The organism is Pseudomonas sp. IT-P294, from assembly GCF_949767865.1.
Lineage (GTDB): Bacteria > Pseudomonadota > Gammaproteobacteria > Pseudomonadales > Pseudomonadaceae > Aquipseudomonas.
On the sequence record NZ_CATKQW010000044.1, the window covers coordinates 35,406 to 60,499 of the forward strand.

At 59.1% G+C, this 25,094-nt stretch carries 27 protein-coding genes and 1 tRNA gene; 8 read left to right on the top strand and 20 right to left on the bottom strand.

Annotated features, from left to right (window positions below):
• Positions 1-23: 23 nt before the first annotated feature.
• The 7 genes from pth to ACM6I0_RS22950 all read right to left on the bottom strand — a co-directional run bounded on the left by pth (position 24) and on the right by ACM6I0_RS22950 (position 5,820).
• On the bottom strand, positions 24-608 hold the full coding sequence (gene pth, locus ACM6I0_RS22920; protein ID WP_046818954.1) for an aminoacyl-tRNA hydrolase: 585 nt from the start codon (positions 606-608) through the stop codon (positions 24-26).
• A 169-nt stretch (positions 609-777) separates the two neighbouring features.
• Positions 778-1,380 carry a 50S ribosomal protein L25/general stress protein Ctc gene (locus tag ACM6I0_RS22925; protein ID WP_131059496.1) on the bottom strand — a complete coding sequence of 201 codons (603 nt, stop codon included), beginning with the start codon at positions 1,378-1,380 and terminating at the stop codon, positions 778-780.
• A 141-nt stretch (positions 1,381-1,521) separates the two neighbouring features.
• Entirely contained in the window at positions 1,522-2,463 is a 942-nt protein-coding gene (locus ACM6I0_RS22930; protein WP_003208392.1) for a ribose-phosphate pyrophosphokinase, read from the bottom strand.
• Positions 2,464-2,509: 46 nt separating this feature from the next.
• Positions 2,510-2,584: transfer RNA gene (locus ACM6I0_RS22935), tRNA-Gln, on the bottom strand.
• 36 nt (positions 2,585-2,620) lie between these two features.
• Complete coding sequence (ispE, locus tag ACM6I0_RS22940; RefSeq protein ID WP_285435330.1) at positions 2,621-3,472, bottom strand: 4-(cytidine 5'-diphospho)-2-C-methyl-D-erythritol kinase; 852 nt, start codon at positions 3,470-3,472, stop codon at positions 2,621-2,623.
• 2 nt (positions 3,473-3,474) lie between these two features.
• The gene (gene lolB, locus ACM6I0_RS22945) at positions 3,475-4,092 is read right to left on the bottom strand and encodes a lipoprotein insertase outer membrane protein LolB (protein WP_285435211.1); all 618 of its coding nucleotides are present in this window, start codon (positions 4,090-4,092) and stop codon (positions 3,475-3,477) included.
• A gap of 3 nt (positions 4,093-4,095) precedes the next feature.
• Positions 4,096-5,820, bottom strand: coding sequence for a tetratricopeptide repeat protein (locus ACM6I0_RS22950; protein ID WP_285435213.1), 1,725 nt, complete (start codon positions 5,818-5,820; stop codon positions 4,096-4,098).
• A 182-nt stretch (positions 5,821-6,002) separates the two neighbouring features.
• Here ACM6I0_RS22950 and hemA point away from each other — a divergent pair, with 182 nt between their 5' ends.
• From hemA to ACM6I0_RS22980, 6 genes are all read left to right on the top strand, one after another.
• Complete coding sequence (gene hemA, locus ACM6I0_RS22955) at positions 6,003-7,292, top strand: glutamyl-tRNA reductase (RefSeq protein ID WP_414923365.1); 1,290 nt, start codon at positions 6,003-6,005, stop codon at positions 7,290-7,292.
• On the top strand, positions 7,289-8,371 hold the full coding sequence (gene prfA / locus ACM6I0_RS22960) for a peptide chain release factor 1 (RefSeq protein ID WP_285435216.1): 1,083 nt from the start codon (positions 7,289-7,291) through the stop codon (positions 8,369-8,371). The genes hemA and prfA overlap by 4 nt, the downstream gene beginning before the upstream one ends.
• On the top strand, positions 8,372-9,202 hold the full coding sequence (gene prmC, locus ACM6I0_RS22965) for a peptide chain release factor N(5)-glutamine methyltransferase (RefSeq protein ID WP_285435217.1): 831 nt from the start codon (positions 8,372-8,374) through the stop codon (positions 9,200-9,202).
• Positions 9,196-9,951, top strand: coding sequence for a molybdopterin-synthase adenylyltransferase MoeB (locus tag ACM6I0_RS22970; protein WP_285435218.1), 756 nt, complete (start codon positions 9,196-9,198; stop codon positions 9,949-9,951). The genes prmC and ACM6I0_RS22970 overlap by 7 nt, the downstream gene beginning before the upstream one ends.
• Complete coding sequence (murI, locus tag ACM6I0_RS22975) at positions 9,944-10,735, top strand: glutamate racemase (RefSeq protein WP_285435219.1); 792 nt, start codon at positions 9,944-9,946, stop codon at positions 10,733-10,735. Before ACM6I0_RS22970 ends, murI begins: the two co-directional genes overlap by 8 nt.
• A gap of 115 nt (positions 10,736-10,850) precedes the next feature.
• A complete protein-coding gene (locus ACM6I0_RS22980; RefSeq protein WP_414923366.1) occupies positions 10,851-11,369 on the top strand; it encodes an acyloxyacyl hydrolase in 519 nt (172 codons plus the stop codon).
• A gap of 128 nt (positions 11,370-11,497) precedes the next feature.
• On the opposite strand, the gene ACM6I0_RS22985 is transcribed toward ACM6I0_RS22980, so the two are convergent.
• The 12 genes from ACM6I0_RS22985 to ACM6I0_RS23040 form a co-directional block, all read right to left on the bottom strand.
• Entirely contained in the window at positions 11,498-11,803 is a 306-nt protein-coding gene (locus ACM6I0_RS22985) for a YkgJ family cysteine cluster protein (protein ID WP_208671463.1), read from the bottom strand.
• 52 nt (positions 11,804-11,855) lie between these two features.
• Entirely contained in the window at positions 11,856-12,359 is a 504-nt protein-coding gene (locus ACM6I0_RS22990) for a DUF2878 domain-containing protein (protein WP_285435222.1), read from the bottom strand.
• Entirely contained in the window at positions 12,352-13,623 is a 1,272-nt protein-coding gene (locus ACM6I0_RS22995) for an SAM-dependent methyltransferase (RefSeq protein ID WP_285435223.1), read from the bottom strand. The genes ACM6I0_RS22990 and ACM6I0_RS22995 overlap by 8 nt, the downstream gene beginning before the upstream one ends.
• Positions 13,610-14,425 (bottom strand): DUF1365 domain-containing protein, encoded by an 816-nt coding sequence (locus ACM6I0_RS23000; RefSeq protein ID WP_285435224.1) that lies wholly within the window; start codon positions 14,423-14,425, stop codon positions 13,610-13,612. The genes ACM6I0_RS22995 and ACM6I0_RS23000 overlap by 14 nt, the downstream gene beginning before the upstream one ends.
• The gene (locus ACM6I0_RS23005) at positions 14,422-15,669 is read right to left on the bottom strand and encodes an NAD(P)/FAD-dependent oxidoreductase (RefSeq protein WP_285435226.1); all 1,248 of its coding nucleotides are present in this window, start codon (positions 15,667-15,669) and stop codon (positions 14,422-14,424) included. The genes ACM6I0_RS23000 and ACM6I0_RS23005 overlap by 4 nt, the downstream gene beginning before the upstream one ends.
• Positions 15,666-16,448 carry an SDR family NAD(P)-dependent oxidoreductase gene (locus tag ACM6I0_RS23010; RefSeq protein WP_285435228.1) on the bottom strand — a complete coding sequence of 261 codons (783 nt, stop codon included), beginning with the start codon at positions 16,446-16,448 and terminating at the stop codon, positions 15,666-15,668. The genes ACM6I0_RS23005 and ACM6I0_RS23010 overlap by 4 nt, the downstream gene beginning before the upstream one ends.
• Entirely contained in the window at positions 16,445-16,867 is a 423-nt protein-coding gene (locus ACM6I0_RS23015; RefSeq protein WP_285435230.1) for a nuclear transport factor 2 family protein, read from the bottom strand. The genes ACM6I0_RS23010 and ACM6I0_RS23015 overlap by 4 nt, the downstream gene beginning before the upstream one ends.
• Positions 16,860-18,305: a deoxyribodipyrimidine photo-lyase gene (gene phrB / locus ACM6I0_RS23020; RefSeq protein ID WP_285435331.1), complete on the bottom strand. Its 1,446-nt coding sequence runs from the start codon at positions 18,303-18,305 to the stop codon at positions 16,860-16,862. The genes ACM6I0_RS23015 and phrB overlap by 8 nt, the downstream gene beginning before the upstream one ends.
• 21 nt (positions 18,306-18,326) lie before the next feature.
• Positions 18,327-19,268, bottom strand: coding sequence for a MerR family transcriptional regulator (locus ACM6I0_RS23025; protein WP_414923367.1), 942 nt, complete (start codon positions 19,266-19,268; stop codon positions 18,327-18,329).
• Between the two features lie 10 nt (positions 19,269-19,278).
• Positions 19,279-20,241: a YbgA family protein gene (locus ACM6I0_RS23030; RefSeq protein WP_414923368.1), complete on the bottom strand. Its 963-nt coding sequence runs from the start codon at positions 20,239-20,241 to the stop codon at positions 19,279-19,281.
• A 131-nt stretch (positions 20,242-20,372) separates the two neighbouring features.
• Positions 20,373-20,588: a TIGR02450 family Trp-rich protein gene (locus tag ACM6I0_RS23035; protein WP_414923369.1), complete on the bottom strand. Its 216-nt coding sequence runs from the start codon at positions 20,586-20,588 to the stop codon at positions 20,373-20,375.
• Positions 20,585-21,571, bottom strand: coding sequence for an NAD(P)/FAD-dependent oxidoreductase (locus ACM6I0_RS23040; RefSeq protein ID WP_090180134.1), 987 nt, complete (start codon positions 21,569-21,571; stop codon positions 20,585-20,587). The genes ACM6I0_RS23035 and ACM6I0_RS23040 overlap by 4 nt, the downstream gene beginning before the upstream one ends.
• A gap of 196 nt (positions 21,572-21,767) precedes the next feature.
• Between ACM6I0_RS23040 and ACM6I0_RS23045 the strand changes: the two genes are divergently transcribed.
• Both ACM6I0_RS23045 and hemH read left to right on the top strand, forming a co-directional pair.
• Complete coding sequence (locus tag ACM6I0_RS23045; RefSeq protein WP_414923370.1) at positions 21,768-22,670, top strand: TIGR01777 family oxidoreductase; 903 nt, start codon at positions 21,768-21,770, stop codon at positions 22,668-22,670.
• Positions 22,671-22,683: 13 nt separating this feature from the next.
• The gene (hemH, locus tag ACM6I0_RS23050) at positions 22,684-23,709 is read left to right on the top strand and encodes a ferrochelatase (protein ID WP_285435239.1); all 1,026 of its coding nucleotides are present in this window, start codon (positions 22,684-22,686) and stop codon (positions 23,707-23,709) included.
• 110 nt (positions 23,710-23,819) lie between these two features.
• Here hemH and ACM6I0_RS23055 read toward each other — a convergent pair whose 3' ends face one another.
• Entirely contained in the window at positions 23,820-25,094 is a 1,275-nt protein-coding gene (locus ACM6I0_RS23055; RefSeq protein ID WP_222588414.1) for a uracil-xanthine permease family protein, read from the bottom strand.

Below are 25,094 nucleotides of genomic sequence, written 5' to 3' on the forward strand. Positions count from 1 at the left end.
GGTAATTCCCCGAGGAGTAAGAGTCAGGCCTTCTGGCTGTGCAGGTTTTTCATCGCGCGGTTCCATTCCCCGGCGAGGATATCCGGCAGCACGCCGAGGGCAAAGTCGATGCTGGCATCGAGTTTTTCCTGTTCGGCGCGTGGCGCACGACCCAGGACGAAATTTGAAACCATACTGGCTACGCCCGGGTGGCCAATGCCAAGCCGCAAGCGGTAGAAGGTATTCTGATTGCCCAGTTGCGCAATGATGTCGCGCAACCCGTTGTGACCGCCATGTCCGCCGCCCTGTTTAAGCTTGGCAACGCCGGGAGGAAGGTCGAGTTCATCGTGCGCCACGAGGATTTCTTCAGGCTTGATGCGGAAAAATCCTGCAAGTGCCGCGACGGCCTGGCCGCTGCGGTTCATGTACGTGGTGGGAATCAGCAGACGAACATCCTGACCCTGATGCGAAAAGCGTCCGGTCAGGCCGAAATATTTGCGATCGGCCACAAGGTTGACACCCTGTGCGTTAGCGATGCGCTCAACAAAAAGGGCCCCTGCGTTATGCCGGGTCTGTTCGTATTCAGCGCCTGGATTTCCCAGGCCAACGATCAGTTTGATGGCAGTCACGATAGGGGCCCTTTCCTGGAGTGGTGGATAACATCGCCGCGATCAGTGTGTGCGGCGAAAGTGGACGACAAGTGCTCATTTACCAGTATGTAAACTTCGCGTTCTCGCCCGCTTTCTCGCTACGCTCTAGCCCGCGATGTTTCCAGTCACTCCGGCGAACAGAGTGAAATTACTCTGCTGCGCCTTCTTCGGTAGCTTCTGGAGCAACACGTGGAGCGTGGACGTTGGCAACAGCCTTGTCATCACCGTGTGCCAGAGCAACAAACTCAACGCCTTTAGGGGCTTTGAGGTCGGACAAGTGAATGATCGAACCGATTTCGGCGTTAGCCAGATCGACTTCGATGAATTCAGGCAGGTCTTTCGGCAGGCAGGTCACTTCGATTTCCGAAACAACGTGCGAAACTTCGCCGCCTTTCTTGATCGGAGCTTCTTCGCCAACAAAGTGTACAGGCACGATAGCGGTCAGTTTCTGGCCAGCTACAACGCGTACGAAGTCAGCGTGCAACACGTGGCCTTTGGCCGGGTGACGCTGCAGAGCCTTGATGATTACGTTTTGCTTGGTGCCACCAACGTTCAGCTCGATGATGTGGCTGTAAGCCGCTTCGTTTTCGAGCAGTTTGGCAACTTCTTTAGCCAGCATGCTGATGGATTCAGGGGCTTTTTCGCCACCGTAAACTACAGCTGGAACCAGGCTTGCGAGACGACGCAGGCGGCGGCTCGCACCTTTCCCCAGGTCGGAACGCACTTCAGCATTCAGAGTAAAATCGTTCATGTTGTATCTCCAAAATAACCACATTCGCCCCAGCGTTTGCGACCAGCGCTAAAGGCGATATGGGCAAAAAAGCCCCGCCCCGACAGGAATGCCGGGGCGGGGCGCTTTTCGTCAACGAGAGGGTCGAGAAGGGCAGGGCCCTTAACGGAACATCGCGCTGATCGATTCTTCATTGCTGATGCGGCGAACCGCTTCGGCAACTACCGGCGCGATATCCAGTTGACGGATACGCGAGCAGGCTTGTGCAGCAGCGGACAACGGGATGGTGTTAGTCACCACCAGTTCGTCCAGCATGGAATTTTCGATGTTTTCGATCGCCCGACCGGACAGCACAGGGTGTGTGCAGTAGGCGAAAACCTTGGCAGCGCCATGCTCTTTCAGGGCCTTTGCCGCGTGGCACAGAGTGCCGGCGGTATCGACCATGTCATCGACCAGAATACAGGTACGCCCTTCGACATCACCGATGATATGCATCACTTCAGAGTGATTGGCTTTCTCACGGCGTTTGTCGATGATCCCGAGATCAACGCCCAGGGATTTGGCAACAGCACGTGCACGCACGACGCCACCAATGTCCGGTGACACGATCATCAGGTTTTCGAAGCGCTGATCTTCGATGTCATCCACCAGAACCGGGGAGCCGTAGATGTTATCTACCGGAATATCGAAGAAACCCTGGATTTGGTCAGCATGCAGATCAACCGTGAGAACACGGTCGATGCCGACTACGGTAAGCATGTCAGCAACGACTTTCGCGCTGATAGCCACACGTGCGGAACGCGGACGGCGATCCTGACGGGCATAACCAAAGTAAGGAATAACAGCAGTGATACGAGTAGCCGAGGAGCGGCGGAAGGCATCAGCCATCACTACCAGTTCCATCAGGTTATCGTTGGTCGGAGCGCAAGTCGGCTGAATAATGAAGACGTCTTTACCGCGGACGTTTTCATTGATCTCGGCTGTAATTTCGCCGTCGGAAAATTTTCCAACAGAGATGTCACCGAGAGGGATATGCAGCTGACGTACAACACGCCGAGCCAGATCGGGGTTAGCGTTCCCCGTAAAGACCATCATCTTGGACACGCGCAGTACCTGAAGGCTGAGGGTAACCTGGATGAGTATAGGAAAATGGCAGGGGCGGCTGGATTCGAACCAACGCATGGCAGGATCAAAACCTGCTGCCTTACCGCTTGGCGACGCCCCTGTATCTGTTGCAACGATTACCCAGTAATCGATTCCTTTAGAGCAGACTTTGCAGCTTGCGATGCAACATCGAAACGTTGCTTCCCTTTGCTACAAACCCTGTAAGGGTCTCTGTAAGAAGGGCCGAGACTTTATCAGCTTCAGCTTTGCTTGGGAAGCCCCCAAACACACAACTTCCAGTTCCGGTGAGTTTTGCTTCGGTAAATTTACCTAACAAATTCAAAGCGTTACGTACATCTGGATAACGCCTTGCTACCACCGGTAAGCAGTCATTTCGACTGTTTCCCTTGGGAACGGGGCGCACTTTAATGGGAGAAGAGTTACGTGTCAACAACGGATCTGAAAAAATTTCTGCTGTACTTACAGAGACTTGCGGCACAAGCACGAGATACCACGGTTCTTCGGGGTCTACAGGGGTCAGTTTCTCCCCCACGCCTTCGGCGAAAGCCGCGTGCCCACGCACGAAAACCGGGACGTCCGCGCCCAGCGTCAAGCCCAAAGCGGCCAGCCGATCCTCATCCCAACCCAGTTGCCAGAGATGGTTGAGGCCCAGCAAAGTTGTCGCGGCATTTGAACTGCCGCCACCGATGCCACCGCCCATGGGTAATATTTTTTCGATCCAGATGTCGATCCCGAGCGCACAACCGGATTGCTCCTGAAGTTTTTTTGCGGCTCGAACAATCAGGTTGCTGTCGTGAGGAACGCCATCGAATTCGGTGTGCAAACGAATCACGCCGTCATCGCGAACGGCGAAGGTGATTTCATCGCCGTAATCGAGAAACTGAAAAATCGTCTGCAACTCGTGATAGCCGTCTGCACGGCGACCGAGAATGTGCAGCATCAGATTGAGTTTGGCCGGGGAGGGCAGCGTCAAGCGATGAGCTGTCATGTTCACTGCCCCAGTTTGCGTGGTTGCCATTCCTTGATCACCAGCGTGACATCAAGGTCGGTGCCGTGCAGTTTGATCCGCTCGGGCAGCCAATAGCCGTTTTGTTCGGCGTAACTGAGGTATTCCACCTGCCAGCCATCTTGCTCCAGATTGGCCAGGCGGCTGTCGGCATCCAGCGTCAGGCGACTTTTGCTGTCCGGGGCCGGGAGCCCGCGAACCCACCAGGCCAGATTGGACACCGGTAGTTTCCAGCCGAGCTGTTCTTCGACCAGCGCCTCGGGCGTCGTTGAGTCATAGCGACCCTGATTGGCCACTTCAAGCGACACTTTGCCCGGGCGACCGGTCAAGCGAGCTGCGCCTCGACCCAGCGGGCCGGAAAGGCGGATGTCGTAGTAATCCTGTCGCTGCAGCCAGTACAGAGTGCCGCTGCCCGAATCCTTGGGCGCACGGATGCCGATTTTGCCGTTGATCTGCCAGCCGTCGAGGCTGGTCAATTGCTGTTTGTATTGGCGCCATTGGGCCGGGTTGCCTTGACCCTGGACCGATTCGCGGGCGCCGAAGCCCGCGCAACCGGCGAGCAGGGCGATGAAGCTGAAAACGATGAGGTGGCGCAAAAACATAACTTAAAGAGTCTCTGATCCGGTCAGGCGCTTGATGGTGCTGCGCAGGGCGGGGCTGTCGGGTTGTTCCTTGAGGAACTTGCCCCAGATTTGCTTGGCTTCGCGTTGCTTGCCGTTGGCCCACAGGACTTCGCCCAGGTGGGCGGCCACTTCCTGATCGGGAAAACGCTCCAGGGCCTGGCGCAGATACCGCTCGGCTTCATCGAGATTGCCCAGGCGGAAATTCACCCAGCCCAGGCTGTCGAGCACCGCCGGGTCTTCCGGATTGATGTGGTGCGCCTGTTCGATCAGGGCCTTGGCTTCAGCGTAACGCGTCGTACGGTCGGACAGGGTGTAGCCGAGGGCGTTCAACGCCATCGCATTGTCCGGGTCGCGCTTGATGATCAGTCGCAGGTCTTTTTCCATCTGCGCCAGGTCATTGCGTTTTTCCGCCTGCATGGCGCGGGTGTAAAGCAGGTTCAGGTCGTCCGGGTATTTTTGCAGTGCTGTTTGCAGCACTTGCCAGGCTTTGTCGGGCTGTTTGTTGGCAGACAAGGTTTCGGCTTCGACCAGGTACAGCTGAATCGCGTAATCGGGCTGCGCGTCGCGCTCCGCCGCCAGGCGTCGCTGCGCTTCGGCAGTCCTGCCGTTGTTGATCAGAATGTCGGTCTGGCGTAACTGCGCCGGCAGATAGTCGTTACCCGGGCCGACCTGGGCGTATTCGATCAGCGCGCCTTGCGGGTCATTGCGCTCTTCAGCAATACGGCCCAGGTTCAGGTGCGCGGAGTCGACGTGGCTTTCCCGGGCGATCAGGTCTTCCAGGTAGCCCTTGGCTTCAGTCCACGCCTTGGCTTCCAGGCAGACCAGGGCCAGGGAATAACGCAGTTCATCGTCTTCCGGGTATTGCTGAACCAGGCTTGAGAATTCGACCTTGGCGTCATCCATACGGTCCTGTTCAACCAGCATGCGCGCGTAAGTCAGGCGCAGGCGCTTGTCGTCCGGGTATTTCTTGATGCTTTTTTGCAGCAGCGGCAGGGCTTCGTCGCCACGATTGAGCGATTGCAGCAGACGCGCGCGCAACAGGATCGGCGCAATTTCGCCTTCTTCCGGGGGATTTTTTTCCAGCAGGGTCAGTGCGCCCTTGGCGTCACCGTCCTGTTGCAGCAACAGGGCCTTGCCGAATATCAACTGGCTGTTGTTCGGATGGCGCTGCAGTAAGCGGTCAAAGCTTTTCATCAGGCCATTGCGCGTGTCCTGGTCGGTATCGGCCGCGGACAGGGCCAGGAAGTCGAAATGCGTGTCGCCCTTGCCTTGCAGGACTTTCTCCATATAAGCCATGGAGTCGTCATAACGCCCAGCGCGAGCCAGTTGCACGGCTGCGGCTCGTTGCGCCTCGAGATCGTTGGGGGCGTTTTTCGCCCAGATCAATGCGGTGTCCAGGGCGGCCTGGTCGGCACCCAGATACTCGGCGATGCGGAAGGCCCGCTCGGAAATGCCCGGATCCTGGGTGTTGATGGCCTGGGTCACGTAGTTGTCCAGCGCAATGTCGAAACGATTGCGCTGGCCAGCCAGTTCGGCGCTCAGCAGGCTGAAGATGGTTTCTTCACTGAATGAGCTGTAAACCTTGGGCTTTTCAGGGGCTGGAGTGCTGTCTTCGACCGGCGACGTACCGTCCGACGAAACGGGTGCCAAGGCATGGCAGCCGCTGAGGAAGACAAAAGCGAGGAGCAACGCGGAAGATCTATTCATATAGGAAGAGGACGACTAACCTGCGGTCGGATCATCATGACACAAGCCTTCGGCCAAACATAACCGAGTCTCGAATGAGGCCTTTATAGAGGCAGGTCATTGGGACAATAGTCAGCGGTAGTTGTTCTGGCTCTGTCGAAGTAGGACAATTGCCGGCTTCACGTCACCATCAGCGACCTTGAATGGCCTTCCTTGCACTCGGTATTAACCACAAGACTGCTTCAGTAGACGTCCGCGAGCGCGTGGCCTTTACCCCTGAGCAGCTGGTGGAGGCCTTGCAGCAGCTCTGCCGCCTCACCGACAGCCGCGAAGCTGCGATCCTCTCCACCTGCAATCGCAGTGAACTCTATATAGAACAGGATCACCTTTCGGCTGACATCGTGTTGCGCTGGCTGGCCGATTACCATCATTTGAGCCTCGAAGAGCTGCGTGCGAGCAGTTATGTGCACGAAGATGATGCGGCAGTTCGTCACATGATGCGCGTCGCCTCCGGGCTCGATTCGCTGGTGTTGGGCGAACCGCAGATTCTCGGCCAGATGAAATCGGCCTACGCTGTGGCGCGCGAGGCCGGGACCATCGGTCCGCTGCTCGGTCGCCTGTTCCAGGCCACTTTCAATGCGGCCAAGCAGGTGCGTACTGACACCGCCATTGGCGAAAACCCGGTGTCCGTGGCGTTTGCCGCGGTTAGCCTGGCTAAACAGATTTTCAGTGACCTGCAGCGCAGCCAGGCCTTGCTGATCGGCGCCGGCGAGACCATCACGCTGGTCGCCCGTCATCTGCATGAACTGGGTGTAAAGCGCATCGTTGTCGCCAACCGTACCCTGGAGCGCGCCAGCATTCTGGCCGAGCAGTTTGGCGCTCACGCGGTCCTGCTCTCGGAGATTCCGGCCGAACTGGTGCGCAGCGACATCGTCATCAGCTCCACCGCCAGCCAGTTGCCGATCCTCGGCAAAGGCGCGGTAGAAAGCGCGTTGAAACTGCGTAAGCACAAACCGATCTTCATGGTAGACATCGCCGTACCGCGCGATATCGAGCCTGAAGTCGGCGAGTTGGACGACGTTTACCTCTATAGCGTCGACGATCTCCACGAAGTGGTCGCCGAAAACCTCAAGAGTCGCCAAGGTGCAGCCCAGGCGGCGGAAGAGATGGTCTCGGTGGGCGCCGAAGAATTTATGGTGCGCCTGCGCGAACTCGCGGCGGTCGATGTGCTCAAGGCATATCGTCAACAAAGCGAGCGCATGCGCGACGAAGAATTGCAAAAGGCCCAGCGCATGCTGGCCAACGGCAGCAGCGCCGAAGACGTGCTGGTGCAAATGGCGCGCGCCTTGACCAACAAACTAATGCACGCACCGAGCGTGCAGTTGAAAAAGCTCTCTGCCGAAGGCCGCCTTGATGCGCTGGCCATGGCCCAGGAACTCTTTGCCCTGAATGAGGGCTCATCGGATAGCTTTTCGGATAAGAAACCGCAATGAAAGCGTCACTGCTCAATAAGCTGGACATCCTCCAGGACCGTTTCGAGGAATTGACCGCCTTGCTTGGCGACGGCGAAGTCATTTCCGATCAGAACAAATTCCGCATGTATTCCAAGGAATACGCGGAAGTCGAGCCGATTGTCGAAACCTATAAACAGTTGCTCAAGGTGCAAGGTGACCTCGAAGGCGCCCAGGCATTGCTCAAGGACAGCGACCCGGACATGCGCGAAATGGCCGTGGAAGAAGTCCGCGAAGCCAAGGAGCAACTGATCGAGATCGAAGCCAGCCTGCAACGCATGCTGCTGCCCAAGGACCCGAACGACGGCCGTAACGTGTTCCTCGAAATCCGCGCCGGCACCGGCGGTGACGAAGCGGCGATCTTTTCCGGCGACCTGTTCCGCATGTATTCGCGTTACGCCGAGCGTCGTGGCTGGCGGGTGGAAATCCTCTCGGAGAACATCGGCGAGCACGGCGGCTATAAAGAAGTCATCGCCCGGGTTGAAGGCGACAACGTCTACGGCAAGCTGAAATTTGAATCCGGAGCGCATCGCGTACAGCGGGTTCCGGCCACCGAATCCCAAGGGCGCATCCACACCTCGGCCTGCACCGTGGCCGTGTTGCCTGAACCTGACGAGCAGGAAGCGATCGAGATCAACCCGGCGGATTTGCGGGTCGATACTTACCGCTCTTCCGGTGCCGGCGGCCAGCACGTCAACAAGACCGACTCGGCGATCCGCATCACGCACTTGCCGTCGGGTATTGTCGTTGAGTGCCAGGAAGAACGTTCCCAGCACAAGAACCGTGCCCGGGCGATGTCCTGGCTGTCGGCCAAACTCAATGACCAGCAGACCAGCGCAGCGGCCAATGCCATCGCCAGCGAGCGCAAGTTGCTGGTCGGCTCGGGCGATCGCTCCGAGCGGATTCGCACGTATAACTTTGCCCAGGGCCGGGTCACCGACCACCGGGTCAACCTGACGCTGTATTCCCTCGACGAAATCCTCGCGGGTGGCGTCGACGCGGTGATCGAGCCGTTGCTCGCCGAGTTCCAGGCCGACCAACTGGCGGCGATAGGTGAGTAAATGACGATCATTGCCAGTTTGTTGCGCGCCGCCGATTTGCCCGACTCGCCCACGGCGCGCCTGGATGCCGAATTGCTGCTGGCTGCGGCGTTGGGCAAGTCCCGCAGTTTCCTGCACACCTGGCCCGAGCGCATTGTCCCGAGCGAGGCGGCGCTGAAGTTTGCCGAATACCTGCAACGTCGCCGTGGCGGTGAGCCGGTGGCGTACATTCTCGGCCAGCAAGGTTTCTGGAAGCTCGATCTGGAAGTCGCGCCGCACACACTGATTCCGCGCCCGGACACTGAATTGCTGGTGGAAGCCGCTCTGGAACTGTTGCCAGCCACCCCCGCCAAGGTCCTCGACCTCGGCACCGGCAGCGGCGCCATTGCCCTGGCCCTGGCCAGCGAACGGCCGGCCTGGCGAGTCACCGCGGTGGATCGCGTGCTCGAAGCCGTGGCCCTGGCAGAACGCAATCGCCAGCGCCTGCGCCTGAACAACGCCAGCGTGCTGAGCAGCCATTGGTTCAGCGCCCTGCAAGGTCAGCAGTTTCAACTGATCATCAGCAACCCGCCTTACATCGCCTCGGCCGATCCACATCTGGTGGAAGGTGACGTGCGCTTTGAGCCGGCCAGTGCTTTGGTCGCAGGCGTCGATGGGCTGGATGACCTGCGGCTGATCGTGGCCCAGGCGCCGGATCATCTTGAGGCGGGTGGCTGGCTGATGCTCGAACACGGTTACGATCAAGCCACGGCCGTGCGTGATTTGCTGCTCAGTCGTGGTTTTGAAGAAGTCCACAGCCGCACCGATCTGGGCGGTCACGAACGTATCAGCCTGGGGCGCCTGCCGTGCTGAATGATCAGGAATTGTTGCGCTACAGTCGGCAGATTCTGTTGCAGCACGTCGACATCGACGGCCAGTTGCGACTCAAGGAAAGCCGTGTATTGATCGTTGGTCTCGGCGGACTTGGCTCACCGGTTGCGCTGTACCTGGCGGCGGCCGGCGTCGGCGAGCTGCATCTGGCGGACTTCGACAGTGTGGATCTGACCAACCTGCAACGTCAGATCATTCACGACACCGACAGCGTTGGCCTGAGCAAGGTCGACTCGGCGATTCGCCGGCTGGCTGCGATCAATCCCGAGATTCAACTGGTCGCCCACCGTACCGCACTGGACGAAGACTCCCTGGCCGCCGCGGTGGCCGCCGTGGATCTGGTGCTGGACTGCTCCGACAATTTCTCTACCCGCGAAGCGGTCAACGCTGCGTGTGTGGCTGCTCGCAAACCCCTGGTCAGTGGTGCGGCGATTCGGCTCGAAGGGCAATTGTCGGTGTTCGACCCGCGCCGCCCGGAAAGTCCGTGCTACCACTGTTTATACGGGCATGGCAGCGAAGCCGAATTGACGTGCAGCGAAGCCGGGGTCGTCGGGCCTTTGGTGGGGCTGGTGGGCAGTCTTCAAGCGCTGGAGGCGATGAAGCTGCTGGTCGGCTTCGGCGAGCCGCTGGTCGGTCGCCTGTTATTGATCGATGCCCTGGGTTCGCGCTTTCGTGAGTTGCGGGTCAAACGTGATCCGGGTTGCAGCGTCTGTGGTTCGACACATGCGTGAAGCGCCGATCGGCGTGTTCGACTCCGGCGTCGGTGGGCTCTCGGTGCTGGCCGAAATCCAGCGTCTGCTGCCCAACGAGTCTTTGCTGTACGTCGCCGACTGCGGCAATGTTCCCTACGGCGAGAAAACCCCCGCCTTCATCCAACAGCGCTGCAGTGTCATGGCCGAATTTTTTCAGCAGCAAGGCGCGAAGGCCCTGGTGCTGGCCTGCAACACGGCGACGGTCGCCGGAGTCGCGGACTTGCGGCGCGATTACCCGCAATGGCCCATCGTCGGCATGGAGCCCGCAGTCAAACCGGCCGCTGCCGCCACCCGCAGCGGCGTGGTCGGCGTGCTCGCCACAACCGGCACGTTGCAGAGTGCCAAGTTCGCCGCTTTGCTCGACCGTTTCGCCACGGATGTGCGGGTCATTACCCAGCCATGCCCGGGCCTGGTAGAGCTGATTGAAAACGGCGATCTGCACAGCGAGGCATTGCGTCAGTTACTGGCCAGTTATGTCGGGCCGCTGCTCGGTGCCGGATGCGACACAATTATTCTCGGTTGCACGCATTACCCCTTCCTAAAGCCGTTGCTTAAGCAGATGATCCCAGAAGACATCAGCCTGATCGACACCGGCGCCGCTGTAGCGCGGCAACTTCAGCGCCTGTTGGCCGAGCGTGAATTGCTCGCCCAAGGACCTGCTAGTGCTGCACAGTTCTGGACGAGTTCCGATCCGGAACATTTCAGAAATATCTTGCCGATCCTGTGGAATTCGTCTGGTGTTGTGCGAAGCTTTGAGCAGTAAGTGAAACGTTGGGGGAACAACGAATAATTGGGGTGAACTTCTGATTAAACGTCGACTTCTATAGCGAGAAGCAACAAAAAAACCATACGACATCGTTCGCAAAAGGATGTTTCTAGTGAAGCGACTATTCTGCTTGGCTGCGATTGCGGCCGCACTGATGGGGCAAAGCATTACCGCGCAGGCGGCAGGTGTGGAGTTCGGGGTCGGCGAGACCGGTAATTCAACCATGACCTATCGACTGGGCATGCAGTTCGACTGGGACAAGAGTTGGTTGCAAAGTGACGTCGGTCGTCTGACCGGTTACTGGAGTGGTGCCTACACCTATTGGGAAGCCGACAAGACCTCCAACAACAACAGCTTGTCCTTCTCTCCGGTGTTCGTTTACGAGTTTGCCGGCCAGACCGTCAAACCTTATGTCGAGGCGGGGGTTGGTGTCGCATTTTTCTCCCATACCAAACTTGATGACAGCAGAATGGGCGAGTCCTTCCAGTTTGAAGACCGGATAGGGTTTGGCTTGCGCTTCGCGGGCGGACATGAAGTCGGGATTCGTGCGACGCACTATTCCAATGCCGGGCTTAGTAGCTGGAATGACGGTGTAGAGAGTTACGCATTGCACTACACGATGCCGTTGTAAGACTCGATGCATTAAAGGTGGGAGCGAGCCTGCTCGCGATTGCGGTTTAACATTCGACACGAATGTTGGCTGGTGAGCAGCCATCGCGAGCAGGCTCGCTCCCACATTGGTCTTAAGTGAATTCGAGTCTAGCGATACGCCGTGGTGATCCCTTGGCGTTCTTCGATGCACTCCGGCGCGCCCATCTCGAATTCCCGGCAGATCAGCGGGCGTTTTTCGTAGATGGTGCACATCATGCTGTTGCGGTCCAGCGCCGCACACCAGCCGTCATCCAGCCGCAGCATGACTTCCCCACCCCAATCATCGGTATCGATAAAACGTTCGGGCACGCCTGTGTCCGTGATCAGCATCACTTCGAGCTGGCAGCAGCATGCCGCGCAGGTCGAGCACGTGACGGCCGATTCGGCGATTTGCGTGTGGGGAATGGTTTTCATGGCGCGCAGTGTAAGGCAGTGGGGCGATGCTGTGTGAAAGGCCTGACGGACGCTAGCTGCGCGTGTCTGACGCCAGCCGCTGGGCCATGAAGTGCAGGGTGGGAAACAGTCCTGCCCAGAGCACTGCAATGCCCAGCAGCGTTGGCACCTCACCGTAGGGGAACTGCACGCCAGCCAGTTGTCCGCCGGCGTAATACGACAACGGCCCACCCACGGCGCCCAGCAAGCTGGCGAGCCACCATGGATTAGCGCTCCATTGCAGGCAATGACGCAGCGTGGTTGCCAGTAATGCCCACAACAGCATCAGCCAAAGCGGAATCAAGGGCGCGATCTGTTTGAACTCGAACACGCCCAGCCAGCGCAGTGAACTGTCGACGGTGGTGCCCAGCAGCACAATGCTGAGGATCAATCGGCCTTCATCGGCCCAACGACTTATCCACAGCAGATGAATCACCAGCGCCGTGAGCGCCACCAACAACCACAGACTGTCACCTCCGAGCACGCAGGCAAACCAGCCAAGCTGAAACAACAGGGCATTGGCGAGGCGTTCAAGCATCAAAGCGGCCCAGCAGTGGCGCCGGCATCGCCGACGGTTTAGCCAACAACAGTTGCGCGGTGCCAATGGTGCGCTCCAGAAATCCCCCTTCGCAGTAGCACAGGTAAAATTCCCACAGCCGCAAGAACGCCTCGTCGTAGCCCAATTCACTCAGGCGACCGTGGGCGCGGCGAAAATTCTCGTGCCACAGGCGCAGGGTTCGTGCGTAGTGCAGGCCGAAATCTTCCATGTGCAACAGGTTCATGTCGGTGTCGCGACTGATGACTTCCAGCATCTTCTGCACACACGGCAGGGCGCCGCCGGGAAAGATGTAACGCTGAATGAAGTCGACGCTGCCTTTGGCCTGCTCGTACCGTTGTTCGCGGATAGTGATCGCCTGCAGGAGCATCAAGCCGTTACTTTTGAGCAGGTGCGCGCATTGCTTGAAATACACCGGCAAGAAGCGATGCCCCACCGCCTCAATCATTTCGATCGACACCAGTTTGTCGTACTGCCCGGTGAGGTCGCGGTAATCCTTGAGCAGTAGCGTGACCTGGTCTTGCAGGCCAAGGGATTCGATTCGTTGTGCGGTATACGCGTACTGCTCTTTTGAAAGCGTGGTGGTGGTGACCTTGCAGCCGTATTGCTGTGCCGCATAGAGCGCCATGCTGCCCCATCCGGTGCCGATTTCCAGCAAGTGGTCGCTCGGTTTCAGCGCGAGTTTTTGGCAGATCCGTTCCAGTTTGTTCAGTTGGGCCTGCTCCAGGGTGTCTTCGTCCGTGAGGAACTGCGCGGCTGAATACATCATGGTCGGGTCGAGAAACTGCTCAAACAGGTCGTTGCCCAGGTCGTAGTGCGCCGCGATGTTTTTCTGCGAGCCCTCGCGGGTGTTGCGATTGAGCCAGTGCAGGCCTTGAACGAACGGCCGGCCAAGCTTTGCCAAGCCACCTTCCAGCGCATCGAGCACCTCAAGGTTGCTGACAAAAACACGCACCACAGCGGTCAGGTCCGGCGAAGTCCAGTAGCCGTGGATAAACGCTTCGCCGGCGCCGATCGATCCATTGCTGGCTACCAGTCCCCACGCAGCCGCGTCGAGAATATGAATTTCCCCCAATAAATGACTGCCCGCGTTGCCGAAGACCTGCCTGTCGCCGTCTTCGATAACCACCAGTTGCCCGTGTTGCAGATGCGCCAGTTGCCGCAACACACCGCGGCGCAGTAACGATCCGGTCAGGCCGTGGGTGCTGAGCAGATTGAATTTGGCCGAAGCACTAGAGGATTTCATGACGGCGATCCTTGGGCGGAATCAGGGCGGTTTTAAAGCTGCCATCGGCAGCCTGATGAGCAAAGATCGGCATACGCTTGAGCAGCAAGCGCAGGGCCTGCCAGTAGATCGCCAGACAGGTTTTCGCTGTCATCCAGGGAAAACGCCACAGGTAACGGTGCAGGCTGCGGCGATCCAGCGTTTCGCGTTTGAGGTTGAGCGTGGCGTCGAACACTTTCAGTTCGCCCTGCCAGTCCGCCATGTGCACGCCAAGCTTTTGCGCGGCCGGGCTGAAGCTCATTCGGTATTCCAGATCCGGAGGCAAAAACGGCGACACGTGAAATGCCTTCGCCACGGCGAAATGCTGATGGAAATCGCCAAGGTCCTCCGGGGCTTTGGCTGGCAGGACATAGTGATATCGCTCGCGCCACGGGGTGTTAGTGACTTCACAGAGAATTGCCGCCAGTTGCCCGTCTGCTTCATGGCAGTAGAAAAAACTCACCGGGTTGAACGACAGGCCCCAACTGCGTGGCTGGGTCAGCAGACAGATCGAACCTTGTGGCGCGTGGCCAATGGCTTGGCTGACAAGGGTTCGCACCGCATCAATCAGAGGCGTGCCGCTGCCGGTATAGGTTTTCAGATAATCGCTCTGGCGAAATGAAAACGGCGCAAAGCGACTGCGCCCCGAGAGCGGTGACAGGCCGAGCACGGCGTCTTGCTCGCTGAGGTCCAGATACAGCAGGCCGATCCGGTAACGGAATGCATGAGGCTTGGGGACGAATCGCCGATGGGCAATCCAGCCGCTATAGAGGGCGCTGTTCACAACACCTCTCCAAACGAGCGCGCCACGCGCAAGGCGCTGACCACGCCGTCTTCATGAAAGCCGCTGGCCCAATAGGCGCCGCAATACCAAGTGTGTTGCGCGCCATCCAGTTCTTCCCAGCGGTTTTGCGCGGTGACGGCAGCCAGGCTGTATTGCGGATGGGCGAAGGTGGTTTTGGCGAGCACTTTGCCCGGGCTGATGCCGGCGCTCTGATTGAGGCTGACGCAGAACGTGGTATCGCTCTGGATACCTTGCAAAATGTTCATGTCATAGGTGACCGCAGTCCGTATGTGGCCGGGACCGCCGAGTCGATAATTCCAGCTGGCCCAGGCCAGTTTTCGCACGGGCAACAGGCCTGTGTCGGTGTGCAGCACCACTTCGTTGTCGGCGTAGGGCAGGGCACCGAGAATGGAGCTTTCGGCATCGCTGGGCTTGGCCAGCAACTTCAGGGCTTGATCGCTGTGGCACGCAAAGACCACTTTGTCGAATCGCTCGCTGCCGGCGGCGCTATGGATGATGACACCTGCTTCGTCGCGCTCGACCCGGGTCACTGGGCAGTTGAGGCGGATGTTGTCTTTGAAGCTCGCCGTCAATGGCTTGATGTAAGCACTGGAGCCACCTTCAATCACCTGCCATTGCGGGCGATTGTTGACGGACAGCAGGCCGTGGTTCTTGAAGAACCTGATAAAGAATTGCAGCGGGAACCCCAGCATGTCGGCCATGGACATCGACCAGATCGCGGCCCCCATCGGCACGATGTAATGCAGGATGAATCGCTCGCCGTAGCCGTTGGTTTTCAGGTATTGGTCCAGCGTGATGTCGGCAGCGATGCGGCCTTCATCCAGGTCGCGCCGGGCTTGTTTGTTGAAGCGCAGGATGTCGCGCAGCATGCCCCAGAACCCTGGCGACAACAGGTTTCGACGTTGGGCGAACAGGCTGTTGAGGGTATTGCCGTTGTACTCCAGGCCTGAGTCCGGGTCCGTGACCGAAAAGCTCATTTGCGTCGGCTTGAACGCCACCCCGATCTGACCCAGCAGGCGAATGAAATTGGGGTAGGTCCAGTCGTTGAAGACGATGAAACCCATGTCCACGGCGTGGCGCTGGCCATCGACGCTCACGTCCTCGGTGTGCGTGTGCCCACCGATCCTGTCGCTGGCCTCGAAGAGGGTGATCTCGTGACTGCGATTGAGCAGGTAGGCGCTGGTCAGCCCCGAGATGCCACTGCCGATAATGGCGATGTTCATGGCACATCCTGCATCGGTGGAGGTCTGCGCACCATACGCTTGCCGATTGCCAGTTTGACGCGGTTGGGCATTTTCGACAGTGGCCAGAGAACCGCCATGAACAGCCCCGGAAAGGCGATTTCCAGTGGGTGGTGTTTGAGTTTGGCGAAGATGTGCCGGGCGGCTTTGGCGACCGGCCAACTGAGCGGCATCGGGAAGTCGTTTTTCGCGGTCAGCGGCGTTTCGACAAACCCCGGGCTGACCACCGTGACATCGATGCCTTCGGGCGCAAGATCAATGCGCAGGGATTCGAACAGGTAACGCAACCCGGCCTTCGATGCGCCATAGGCTTCGGCCCGCGGAAGCGGCAGGTACGTCACCGAACTAGCCATACCGACGAGATGCGCCGCCGTGCCCTTGCGTAGCAGCGGCAACGCGGCCTCGATGCAATAGGCGCTCGCCAGCAGGTTGGTGCGCACCACGTGCTCGACAATCGACGAATCGAACTGCTGAACGTCGACGTATTCGCAGGTGCCAGCGTTGAGAATGACGGTGTCCAGAGAGCCCCATTGCCGGGCAATTTGCTCACCGATCTCGCGTACTTCCTGGCTGTTGGTCAGGTCTCCCGGTACCACCAGCACTTGCCCGGGATAGCGCTGGGACAGAACTTTCAATACCGCTGTAGTGCGCGAACTCACGGCCAGATGAGCGCCGGTCTTCAGAATTTCTTCGGCCAGCGAGGCGCCGATGCCACTGCTGGCTCCGGTCAGCCAGTACCGCCGTGGAGGTACAAGATTCATCCCATTCTCCTTTTCAGCCAGGCAATCGCCCGACCCAATACGGGTAAATGTTCGTAAAGCAGTGCCCCGGCATCGAAATAATCCCGTTGGCAATAAACCTTGTCGCGCCAGCGCAGGTGCGAGCATCCTTCGACGCGAATCAGCCGGCCGCCCCCCAGGCGTGGATGACGGTAGCTCATGATCCAGCGCAAGTAACCCTCGCCATCGCCAATCTGGTCAAAGCCGTGAAAGTCGAAACGCAGGTCGCTGACGTTGGCGTAGAGCTCGCCGAAGTAGTGGCTCAGTTGTCCGAGACCTTGCACTTCGTGCAGAGGATCGGTGAAGCGCACGTCGTCGGTGTAAAGCTCACCCAGACGCTGCAAATTGTCTTTGTTCAACTGCACGAAGAGCTGGGCAAAACGCCGCAGGAAATCACTCATGAGCCCCTCCTGCGTCTTGTCGTGATGGCAGGTTTTTGAACGCGGCCAAGGCCCGCTGGCGTGAAGTGCTGAGGTTGACGATCGGTGATGGATAATCTGCCACGCCGAACAGGCCGCCAAGGTTCGCCGGGTTGTGCACTTCTTTTTTGTTCAGACCGGCCAGTTCTGGAAGCCAGTGCTTGATGAACACGCCTTCGGCGTCGAACTTCTCCGACTGGCTCAGCGGATTGAAAATACGGAAATAGGGCGCTGAGTCAGTCCCTGTCGAAGCACTCCACTGCCAGCCACCGTTGTTCGCCGCCAGGTCGCCGTCGATCAAGTGGCGCATGAAAAAACGTTCGCCCTCACGCCAGTCGATCAGCAGGTTCTTGGTCAGGAACATCGCCACTACCATGCGCAAGCGATTGTGCATCCAGCCGGTCTCGAGCAGTTGGCGCATGGCGGCGTCGATGATCGGCAGGCCGGTGCGGGCTTCTTGCCAGGCGGCCAGTTCCTCTGGGGCATCGCGCCAGGCCAACGCTTCGGTTTCAGGGCGGAAGGCGCGGTGACGCGAAACACGTGGGTAGCCCACCAGAATGTGTTTATAGAACTCACGCCACAACAGTTCATTGATCCAGGTGACCGCGCCGACCTTGCCGCTTTCGAACTCGCCCTGATTGCTGTGCAGTGCGGCGTGCAAACACTGGCGAGGGGAAATCACGCCGGCGGCGAGATACGCCGAGAGTTGACTGGTGCCGGGTTTGGCCGGGAAGTCGCGCTCGTTCTTGTAATAGTCGATCTGGGCATCGGCGAAGGAGTCGAGGCGCCGGCAGGCCTCGCGTTCACCGGCCGGCCAGAGCGCGCGCAAGCTGTCGCCCGGGGTTTCGAAACCGGGAACGTTTGACGGGATCAGGTCGCTGCTGATCGCCAGCGGCGTCTGCGCAGCGGGGGCTGCAACCAACCGGGGGAGCGAACGGTGGAGGCGCTCGTAACAGACCTTGCGGAACTGGCTGAACACCTGGAAATACGTACCGGTCTTGGTCAGCACAGTGCCCGGCTTGAACAGCAATTGATCGAGGTAACTAGAGAAGTCGATGCCGTTGGCTTTCAGCGTTTCAGCCACGGCCGTGTCACGACGGCTCTCATGAATGCCGTATTCCTCGTTGACGTGCACCGCGTCGATCTTCAATTGCCGACACAGATCGAGCAGCACTTTGGGAGCATCATCCCAGCGCGACGCCTCGCGGATCAGCAAGGGGATGTTCAGCTCGGCCAACTCGCGGCTAAGCTCACTGAGGTTGCGTAGCCAGAAATCCACTTTGCACGGCGCGTCATCGTGCTCCAGCCATTGCTCGGGGCTCAACAGGTAAACCGCCACTGTCGGGCCGCGCTCGGCGGCCGCCGACAGGGCGGTGTTGTCATGCAGGCGCAAGTCGCTGCGCAGCCAGATCAATTGCATGGTGGTGTCCGCACGTTTCATTTAAATAAGTCCTCGCTGAACCAGGTCCTGTTGGGCCGATAACGGGTCTTCGGCCAAGAACAAATCAGCGATCTCACTGGTTTTTACGGACAACTCGGCGAGGTGGATGCATACCGTTGGTCCGGCAATCATTTTTGGGCAACTGATGCCGTTCAATAGTTTCGGCAGCTGCGCAAGATTCATGGCTTTGCTGGAATACAGCAGTACGCCGCGGGCTTGCAGGTGATCGACCGCCAAGGCGAGTTCACCCGCCGGCAGTGGCCAGTCGAAGACTTCCACCGGGCAATCGGCGCTGCTGACCAGCCAGGCGGTGAGCCACAGGTGAGGTTCCAGTGGCAGGTCCGATTGATTGATCAACAGCAGCGGCGCGGTGCGCAACTGGCGATTGTTATGGTAGATGCGCGCACCGAATTTGCTGCGCAGCCAGGAATAGAAAAACACGCGTTCCATCTGCGCGCCGAACTGGCCCTGCCAGCGTTGTTCCAGTTCTGCCAGTAATGGCATCAGCAGTTGTTCGCACAATGTGCGGGGCGGATACAGCGCCATGGCTTGGTTGACGGTGTCATCCAGGGTGCGTTCGTTGAGGTGTGTGACGGCCTGCAGCAACGTCTGGCAGAGCACCTGCCAGTCGTTCTCGACGACTTCGGAAAAGGCCTGGGGCGTATCGAGCAGTTGCTTGACCTGGCTGACGGCGACACCGCGATTGAGCCAGGTCAGAATCGTCAAAATCCGTTGCACGTGTTCGGCAGAAAACAGGCGATGACCCTTGGGCGTGCGCTGGGGCACGATCAGGCCATAACGCCGTTCCCAGGCTCGCAGTGTCACGGCGTTGACTCCGGTTTGGCGCGCTACCTCACGTATCGGCAGCCAGCCTTCGTCCAGGGCTTTCTTGAAGTCGGCGCCCAGGTCTTCGCTGGCGCTGCTGTCGAGGGGGCTTTTCATGACATTGCCATTAAATTGCGTTTCGCAGGCTGAGGTTTTCCGGGTGCGGCTGCAGGTAAACCTGCTGCGCAATGTACGGATCCGGGTGTTGGCGAAAGAAATGTTTGAGCAGAGTCAGTGGCACCACCAGCGGAACGATGCCGTGGCGATACTGGCCAATGACGTGCTGCATTTCCTGTTTGTCTTCAGGGCTGATGGCTTGTTTGAGATAGCCACTGATGTGTTGCAGGACGTTGGTGTGGGTGCGGCGTGTGGCGCATTTTTTCAATGCCGCCATCAACTCGCTGAAATAGCGCGGACCCAGTTCCTGCGGATCGGTCTGCCCCATGTTGCCCAGCAGATTACCCAGGGTTTTGTATTGCACCGGGTTGTGCGCCATCAACAGGTATTTGTAACGCGAGTGAAAGTCGGTCAGGCCACGGCGGGTCAGGCCTTCCTGCAACAGTTGCTGCCAGGCACTGTAGGCGAACACCCGGGTGAGAAAGTTTTCGCGCAATACCGGGTCGTTGAGGCGACCGTCTTCTTCCACCGGCAAGTCGGGGTGCAGCGCGCAGAACGCCTGGGCGTAAATGCCGCGTCCACCCCCGTCCACCGGAGAACCGTTAGGGTGATAGACCTTGACCCGATCGAGGCCGCAGGACGGGGATTTCTGCATGAAGATGTAGCCGCAGATATCGTCCAGTTCCGCGGCCATTTTCTGTCCGTACTCGGCGAGCGGTCGGGTAACGTTGATCTGGGGATTGACGGTGCCGACCGCCTGGGGATGGTCACCATTGCCGACCAACCGAATCGGTTCGCGCGGTATGCCAAGGCCAATGGCGACTTCGGGGCACACCGGAACAAACTCGAAATAGTCAGTCAGGGTTCGGCTGCACAACCGTGATTCCTTGTGCCCACCATTGAAGCGCACCTCAGCCCCCATCAAGCAGGCGCTGATGGCGATTTTCGGTTTGGTCGCTGGCTGTTCGCACATTGGAAACACCTCGAATCTAAACCTGTACAAAGTGATGGCTCTGTACAACATGACTTCATCATAGGTTCAGAGGTGTACAAGTCAAATTGTTTGTATAAGTTTTTCGCGGAGGGGCATTTCCGGCGTGGGCGCTATTTCCAGCCCGACAACCAGGTGTCGCTGTCTTTGAGGGCTTGCCAGTCGAGTCGCTCATTGCGCTGGGTCAACACTGCCTGCAACTCGACGGTCAGCACAGTGCCCGCCTCATCGCGGAACAGCTCGGTCACCAGAAAGTGTTTTTCGCGCTTTTGCGGGTGGGCTGCTGTCCATTTCGACAGCAGCAATTTGCTGGGGTTAATGCGGTTCATTGCAAGTGTTCATGCAAGCGGCGAGCGGCTTCCTGACCGCTGAGCCAGGCGCCTTCGACGCGCCCGGACAAGCACCAGTCGCCACACACGTACAAGCCCAGATCGGCATCCGCCAGTGCGCCCCATTCATGACTGGAAGCGGGGCGGGCGTAGAGCCAGCGGTGGGCCAGGCTGAAGGTTGGGGCGGGCATGGAATCATGCAACAGTTCGGCGAACGCGCCGTGCAATTGCTCGATCACCGCTTCCTTGGACAGGTCGATGTGTTGCCGGCTCCAGGCACTTGTGGCGTGCAGCACCCAAGTGTCCATGGTGTTGTCGCGTCCCGGCTTGCTGCGGTTGCGAGCCAGCCAGTCCAGTGGGCTGTCCTGCACGAAGCAACCTTCCATGGGGGTGTCCAGCGGCGTATCGAACGCCAGCGCGACCGCCCAGGTCGGTTCCATTTTGACCCCGGCGGCGGCGCCTGCCAGTTTCGAGGCGGCAGCCAGCAAAGCCGTGGCCTGAGGGGCTGGCGTTGCGATGATCACGTGGCTGAACGGACCATGCGTGAAGCCTTCGGCGTCTTGCAGATGCCAGTGTTCTTCACCGCGATAGACCTCAGTGATCCGGCAAGCGAAATGCACTTCCAGGTCGCCGAGCAAGCCGCGCGTGATGGCGCTCATGCGGGGTGTGCCGACCCAGCGGGTCTGTTCATCGGGCGACAGATTGAGCTGGCCGCCATGGAAGGTGTAAAGCTGCGGCGTCCATTCGGCGACCCAACCTTTGGCTTGCCAGCGCTGGACCTCGGTGACGAAGCGACGGTCGCGGGCAGTGAAATACTGGGCGCCCATGTCCAGAGCACCCGCATCACTGCGCTTGCTCGACATGCGTCCGCCACTGCCGCGGCTTTTATCGAAAAGTTGAACGACATGCCCGACGTCTGTCAGGGCTTGAGCGGCTGAGAGCCCGGCGATGCCGGTGCCGATGATTGCGATAGGTACAGTCATAGGGGCCTCGTTTACCTTTCTGTACAGACTACGCTTTGGTTTAAACCTGTACAATATTGTTTTCTGGTATAACTTTTAGCGTTCTCGATCTGACAGCTTGGCCTATTGTTAAACACAGAGCCTGCCCGATACCAAAGATCCCTGCTTATAAAAATAGACTAGTGATCAGGGTAAAACGCCACGCGAGGAAGAAGTCATGCACATATTGCTGACCGGCGGTACTGGTTTGATAGGACGTCAACTCTGCCGACACTGGTTGAGTCAGGGGCATCGTCTGACTGTCGTGAGTCGTACACCTGCCAAAGTCGCGAAAATTTGCGGTGCCCAGGTGCGAGGTGTCACGCAGCTCCAGGAGCTGGGGCAAGAGCCCGTGGACGCGATTATCAACCTGGCGGGCGCGCCCATCGCCGACCGGCCATGGACGTCCAGACGCAAAGCCTTGCTCTGGAGCAGTCGCATCACCCTGACCGAAACCTTGCTGGCCTGGCTCGAAACCCGTGAGCAAAAACCGCAGGTATTGATCTCCGGTTCCGCAATTGGCTGGTATGGCGACGGTGGCGAGCGGGAGCTGACGGAAGTGTCTGCGCCGGTCATCGATGATTTCGCCAGTCAGCTGTGCATTGCCTGGGAAGAAACTGCCCAGCGCGCCGAAGCCCTGGGCGTTCGCGTGGTGCTGATTCGAACCGGGTTGGTGCTGTCTGCCGAGGGCGGCTTTTTGTCGCGCCTGTTGCTGCCGTTCAAGCTGGGGCTGGGCGGGCCTCTGGGCAGTGGTCGGCAATGGATGCCATGGATTCATATCGACGATCAAATCGCCCTGATTGATTTTCTTCTGCATCGCAATGACGCCAGCGGTCCATATAATGCTTGCGCGCCTAAACCGGTGCGCAACAGCGAGTTCGCCAAGACACTGGGCAGCGTGCTGCACCGCCCGGCGTTCATGCCGATGCCGGCCCTGGCTTTGAAAGTGTGCCTGGGCGAATTGTCACTGCTGTTGCTGGGAGGGCAGAAAGCCTTGCCGGTGCGCTTGCTGGAAGCGGGATTCACTTTCCAGTTCACTGATTTGCGCGCGGCCCTGGACGATCTGTCCAGCCGCCTTTGAAATAGGACGTTGCATGACCGATCACGCATTGCTTCTGGTCAACCTGGGTTCGCCTGCTTCCACGTCAGTGGCGGACGTACGCAGTTACCTCAACCAATTTCTGATGGACCCGTATGTGATCGACCTGCCATGGCCGGTGCGCCGTCTACTGGTGTCGCTGATCCTGATCAAGCGTCCGGAACAGTCGGCCCACGCCTATGCCTCGATCTGGTGGGAGGAGGGCTCGCCACTGGTGGTGCTCAGCCGCCGCCTGCAACAGGCGATGACTGCCCAGTGGAGCCACGGGCCGGTGGAGCTGGCAATGCGTTACGGCGAACCGTCGATCGAGTCGAAACTGCTGCAACTGGCGGCCCAGGGCCACAAAAGAATCACCCTCGCGCCGCTTTATCCACAGTTCGCCGACAGCACCGTGACCACGGTGATCGAGGAAGCCAAGCGGGTGGTGCGCGAGCATTCTCTCGACGTGCAGTTCTCGATTCTCCAGCCGTTCTATGATCAGCCGGAATACCTCGACGCATTGGTGGCCAGTGCCAAGCCCTATCTGGAGCAGGACTACGATCACCTGCTGCTGAGTTTTCACGGGCTGCCGGAGCGGCACCTGACCAAGCTGGATCCGACGGGCAAGCATTGCTTCAAGAACGAGGAATGCTGCAAGAACGCTTCGCCGCAGTCATTGGCCACTTGCTATCGCGCGCAGTGCTTGCGCACGGCGTCGGAGTTTGCCAAACGCCTGGGGCTGTCGAAGGGAAAGTGGTCGGTGTCTTTCCAGTCGCGTCTGGGCCGTGCGAAATGGATCGAACCCTATACCGAAGCACGCCTCGATGAATTGGCTGGAATGGGCGTGAAAAAAGTCTTGGTGATGTGCCCGGCGTTCGTTGCCGATTGCATCGAGACGCTGGAAGAGATTGGTGATCGCGGGCGGGAATTATTTCGCGAAGCGGGGGGAGAGGAGTTGGTGCTGGTGCCCTGCCTCAACGATGATCCGCAGTGGGCGCGGGCATTGAACGCCTTGTGCGAACGAGCGCCGTTGGCACTTTGATGATCGTTCCCACGCTCTGCGTGGGAATGCCTCTAGGGACGCTCCGCGTCCAGTGAAGCGGAGCGTCACGGGCTGCATTCCCACGCAGAGCGTGGGAACGATCAGTTCACTCAGAGCAAAGTCTCGTTCGCCTTCTTGTGCTTCCAGCTGTCATTGCCTGGCAGCAGCAGATTCAGCGCAATCGCCACCACCGCGCACAGCGCGATGCCTTTGAGGCCGAAGTCGTCGGGGCCAGTCCCGGTGCCGACCAGCACACCGCCAATCCCGAACACCAGGGTCACCGACACAATCACCAGATTGCGCGCTTCGCCCAAGTCGATCTTGTGGCGAATCAGGGTGTTCATCCCCACTGCGGCGATCGAACCGAACAGCAGGCACAGAATCCCGCCCATCACCGGCACCGGAATGCTTTGCAGCAGCGCGCCGAACTTGCCGATAAACGCCAGGCTGATGGCAAAGATCGCCGCCCAGGTCATGATTTTCGGGTTGTAGTTTTTGGTCAGCATCACCGCGCCCGTCACTTCGGCGTACGTAGTGTTGGGTGGACCGCCGAACAAGCCCGCCGCGGTGGTGGCAATGCCATCGCCGAGCAGCGTGCGGTGCAGGCCGGGTTTCTTCAGGTAATCGCGGCCGGTCACGCTACCGACGGCGATCACGCCACCGATGTGTTCGATGGCTGGAGCCAGTGCCACCGGAACGATGAACAGAATCGCCTGCCAGTTGAACTCCGGCGCCGTGAAGTGCGGAATGGCGAACCACGGTGCGGCGGCAATCTTCGCGGTGTCGACCACGCCGAAGTAGAACGCCATGCCAAACCCCACCAACACGCCGGAGATGATTGGCACCAGGCGGAAGATGCCTTTGCCGAACACCGCAACGATCAGGGTGGTCAGCAACGCTGGCATCGAGATCAGCATCGCTGTCTGGTAGTGAATCAGCTCGGTGCCATCGCCGGCCTTGCCCATTGCCATGTTGGCGGCGATGGGTGCCATGGCCAGGCCGATGGAGATGATCACCGGACCGATCACGACCGGAGGCAACAAGCGGTCAATGAAACCGGTGCCTTTGATCTTCACGGCCAGGCCGAGGAAGGTGTAGACGAAACCCGCGGCCATGACACCGCCCATCGTCGCCGCGAGGCCGAACTGGCCCTTGGCAAGAATGATCGGAGTGATGAAGGCAAAGCTCGACGCCAGGAACACCGGCACCTGACGCCCGGTGACGATCTGGAACAGAATCGTCCCCAGGCCTGCGGTGAACAGCGCCACGTTCGGATCCAGGCCGGTAATCAGCGGCATCAATACCAGGGCGCCGAAGGCCACGAACAGCATCTGTGCGCCAGACAGCACCGTGCGCCAGAGCGGATCGTTGAACTCTTGCTGCAT

Coding starts and splice junctions, on each gene's coding strand:
- prfA (WP_285435216.1), top strand. CDS start 7,289: ATGAAAGCGTCACTGCTCAATAAGCTGGACATCCTCCAGGACCGTTTC.
- ACM6I0_RS23015 (WP_285435230.1), bottom strand. CDS start 16,867: ATGAGTGATTTCCTGCGGCGTTTTGCCCAGCTCTTCGTGCAGTTGAAC.
- ACM6I0_RS23010 (WP_285435228.1), bottom strand. CDS start 16,448: ATGAATCTTGTACCTCCACGGCGGTACTGGCTGACCGGAGCCAGCAGT.
- ACM6I0_RS23030 (WP_414923368.1), bottom strand. CDS start 20,241: ATGTGCGAACAGCCAGCGACCAAACCGAAAATCGCCATCAGCGCCTGC.
- prmC (WP_285435217.1), top strand. CDS start 8,372: ATGACGATCATTGCCAGTTTGTTGCGCGCCGCCGATTTGCCCGACTCG.
- ispE (WP_285435330.1), bottom strand. CDS start 3,472: ATGACAGCTCATCGCTTGACGCTGCCCTCCCCGGCCAAACTCAATCTG.
- ACM6I0_RS23045 (WP_414923370.1), top strand. CDS start 21,768: ATGCACATATTGCTGACCGGCGGTACTGGTTTGATAGGACGTCAACTC.
- ACM6I0_RS22950 (WP_285435213.1), bottom strand. CDS start 5,820: ATGAATAGATCTTCCGCGTTGCTCCTCGCTTTTGTCTTCCTCAGCGGC.
- ACM6I0_RS23035 (WP_414923369.1), bottom strand. CDS start 20,588: ATGAACCGCATTAACCCCAGCAAATTGCTGCTGTCGAAATGGACAGCA.
- ACM6I0_RS23040 (WP_090180134.1), bottom strand. CDS start 21,571: ATGACTGTACCTATCGCAATCATCGGCACCGGCATCGCCGGGCTCTCA.
- ACM6I0_RS22985 (WP_208671463.1), bottom strand. CDS start 11,803: ATGAAAACCATTCCCCACACGCAAATCGCCGAATCGGCCGTCACGTGC.
- ACM6I0_RS22990 (WP_285435222.1), bottom strand. CDS start 12,359: ATGCTTGAACGCCTCGCCAATGCCCTGTTGTTTCAGCTTGGCTGGTTT.
- ACM6I0_RS23025 (WP_414923367.1), bottom strand. CDS start 19,268: ATGAAAAGCCCCCTCGACAGCAGCGCCAGCGAAGACCTGGGCGCCGAC.
- ACM6I0_RS23005 (WP_285435226.1), bottom strand. CDS start 15,669: ATGAACATCGCCATTATCGGCAGTGGCATCTCGGGGCTGACCAGCGCC.
- lolB (WP_285435211.1), bottom strand. CDS start 4,092: ATGTTTTTGCGCCACCTCATCGTTTTCAGCTTCATCGCCCTGCTCGCC.
- ACM6I0_RS22995 (WP_285435223.1), bottom strand. CDS start 13,623: ATGAAATCCTCTAGTGCTTCGGCCAAATTCAATCTGCTCAGCACCCAC.
- hemA (WP_414923365.1), top strand. CDS start 6,003: ATGGCCTTCCTTGCACTCGGTATTAACCACAAGACTGCTTCAGTAGAC.
- phrB (WP_285435331.1), bottom strand. CDS start 18,305: ATGCAATTGATCTGGCTGCGCAGCGACTTGCGCCTGCATGACAACACC.
- ACM6I0_RS22925 (WP_131059496.1), bottom strand. CDS start 1,380: ATGAACGATTTTACTCTGAATGCTGAAGTGCGTTCCGACCTGGGGAAA.
- murI (WP_285435219.1), top strand. CDS start 9,944: ATGCGTGAAGCGCCGATCGGCGTGTTCGACTCCGGCGTCGGTGGGCTC.
- hemH (WP_285435239.1), top strand. CDS start 22,684: ATGACCGATCACGCATTGCTTCTGGTCAACCTGGGTTCGCCTGCTTCC.
- ACM6I0_RS23055 (WP_222588414.1), bottom strand. CDS start 25,094: ATGCAGCAAGAGTTCAACGATCCGCTCTGGCGCACGGTGCTGTCTGGC.